The sequence below is a fragment of the Clostridia bacterium genome, assembly GCA_012840125.1.
GTDB lineage: Bacteria > Bacillota > DULZ01 > DULZ01 > DULZ01 > DULZ01.
The window spans coordinates 1-2,562 of the sequence record DULZ01000003.1 but is presented as its reverse complement, the minus strand read 5'-3'; the positions used below and the strand labels follow the sequence as shown (position 1 = coordinate 2,562).

The following is a 2,562-nucleotide window of genomic DNA, read 5'->3' as shown; positions in this document are numbered from 1 at the left end:
TGCTCGATGTCCTTGACGGCCCGGGCAATGCCGTCTAAAATCCCCTCTTTCCGGCGGGTTTTCCGCGGGCGGCGCCTGATTTTGGTTGGCGCCATCCACCTGGCTTCCGGCTCTTCTTTCTTGCCGTTTCCGGCTTCCGGCGCCAGCAGGGCTTCGCCCTGGCAGAAAATGCTGTGAAGCCCTACATGAGGAGGAGGCAGGGGCGGCAGGGGCAGGGTCAGGCTCACTTTCGTCCCCTGGCCCGGCCGGGAGTAAATGCTCAGCCGGCCGCCGATACTCTTGGCCCGCTCCCTCATGCCTATTAAGCCCATCCGGTCTTGGTCCGCCGTTTTCTTTTCTTCAAAGCCCACGCCGTCATCTTCCACTTCCAGGGAGAAGCAGTCCGGCTGGAAATGCATCCGCACCTGGATCCGGCGGGCCCCGGCATGGGCCGCGGCGTTGTTCAAGGCTTCCTGCGCAATCCGGTACAAGATGGTTTCCGTATGGGAGAGCAAGCGGAAGGGCTTGCCGGTGACCTGCACGGAGCACTGGGCGCCGGAGTACTGCCGGCACAGGAGGGCTAGCTTTTCCACCGCCGCCGGCAGCCCGTCTATGTCCAGCACCGGGGGCCTCAGGCCCGTGGTGATCCGCCGGTGCTCCGCCGAAATTTGCCGTAACAATTCTTTTGCTCTTTCCAGTCTCGCCAGGGCTTCCTCCCGGCGCCCGTTCTCGATGCCTTGCTCGGCTGCTTGGATTTCATACAAGGCGCCCGTCAAGAGCTGGCTGGGCCCATCGTGCAAATCCCTGGCGATTTGGGCCCGCTCCTCTTCCTGCAAATAAACGGTGGCGCTTAAGAGGAGCTGCAGCTGCTTGGCTTTCTGGGCCAGTTTTTCCCGCGCTGTCGTCAACTCTTCCGTTCTTTCCCGGACTTTCTGTTCAAGGGAGTGATTCAACTGGACGACTTGGGAATACAAGTGGGCGTTGTTCAGGGCGGTGGCGGCCAGGTTGGCCAGCAACCCGAGAATCTGGGCCTCCCGTTCCGTAAAAGGCTTATCCTGCAGGTGATCAATCACCGTCAAGGCCCCCACCGCTTTCCCTTCCCAGGTCAAGGGCACGGAAAGCAGGGAACGGTAAGGATACTGGCCGGGCTGCTCCTCTAACCCGTTTAGAATAACCGGCTCTCCGGTAGCCAGTACATGACCGGCCACGCTGGCCCCAGGCTTGGTCACCAGTTCCTCGTATTCAAAGGGGAGATTGTAAAGGGCCACCACCCGGGCGAGCCCGGTCCCCGGCTCGCAGACGGCCAGCATGCTGCTCCTGGCATTAAGCAGCCAGGCCGCCCGCCGGACGATGGTCAAGAAAACCTGTTGGATTTCCAGTCGGGAGGAAATATCCATAGAAATATCGTATAAAGCCCGCATGACTTCAAGCTGCCGGATCAATTCCGGCTGCTCCGCCCGGCTGCCGGGATAGTCAGGGGTCATAAGCATGCCTGTCTACCTCCTCACCGTCTCGCGCCTATAATATCCCCCGCCGGAAAGCTTCCGCCACCGCCTGGGTGCGATTGGCCGCTCCCAGCTTTTCAATGATAGCCTGGGTCCGCCTTTTTACGGACCGCTCGCTTAAGAACAAAGCGGCGGCGATTTCCTGCACGCTGGCCCCGTCCGCCATGAGCTCCAGGAGTTTCAGTTCCTGCTCTGTCAAACCGGATTTGGCCTGGGCCCACTGCCGGTTCATCTGAGCCAACTGGTCGAAAGCTTTCCCTCCTAAAGAAGGAGACAGGCACTTCTGTCCCCCGTGCACGCGGCGGATAGCGTCGGCCAGCACCTCCGGGGAGGCGCTTTTCAAGAGATACCCCCACACTCCGGCCTGCGCCGCTTGGGCCAAGTAGGCGTCGTCATCGTACGAGCTCAGGATGATAACCCGGCATGGGTATCCCGACCGGCTGAGCTGCCGGGCTAGGTCTAAACCGTTTAACTCGCCCAGGCGAATATCCAGCAGCACCACATCCGGGTTCAGCTCCTGCACCAGTGGCAGCAGCCCCTCCGCCCCGTCCGTGGATCCCACCACTTGAAATTCCGTGTACTGGGCCAACAAGCTTTCCAAGCCGCTGCGCACCACCGGATGATCATCTACCACCAAAATCCGTATGAACTGCACTGGTCCACCCCCACCCGGCCAACAAATTTCCTATTGTCTGAATTCTCGTAATTATCCGGTTTCCCTGCCGGCATTTTTAAAGACCATTCCCGCCAAGACGGAAATGGTCTTATCTGCTGGTTATGAATACCGTTCCCACTTTAGAACACGCCTGCTTGCATTCCACGTCACCGGCGGCCTGGGATCCCGGCCGCCGAGGGCCCCGCCCCTTCTTTCAAGGACCTTTTTTCCAACTCTAATAGCCCCCGTATCCGGCACCTCCTCTTCAGTATCCCACGGTGAACCGCTGCCGGTGGTGCCGCGGGTTTTCCACTTCATCCAGCAGGGCCACGGCGAAATCTTCTGCGGAAATCCGGCTTTGACCTTGGGCGTCCCTGACCAGTTCCTCCCTACCCAGACGGTACTGCCCCGTTCTTTCCCCCG

General features: G+C 60.2%; 3 protein-coding genes. All 3 read right to left on the bottom strand.

Going from position 1 to position 2,562, the window contains the following annotated elements; all coding sequences use genetic code 11:
* A partial coding sequence (locus GXX34_00285; protein ID HHW05961.1) for a GAF domain-containing sensor histidine kinase occupies positions 1-1,469 on the bottom strand: 1,469 nt, incomplete at its 3' end.
* Between the two features lie 28 nt (positions 1,470-1,497).
* Positions 1,498-2,139: a response regulator transcription factor gene (locus GXX34_00280; protein ID HHW05960.1), complete on the bottom strand. Its 642-nt coding sequence runs from the start codon at positions 2,137-2,139 to the stop codon at positions 1,498-1,500.
* 265 nt (positions 2,140-2,404) lie between these two features.
* Positions 2,405-2,562, bottom strand: a 158-nt coding sequence (locus GXX34_00275; GenBank protein ID HHW05959.1) for an NAD(P)-dependent oxidoreductase, incomplete at its 5' end; no start/stop codon positions are given.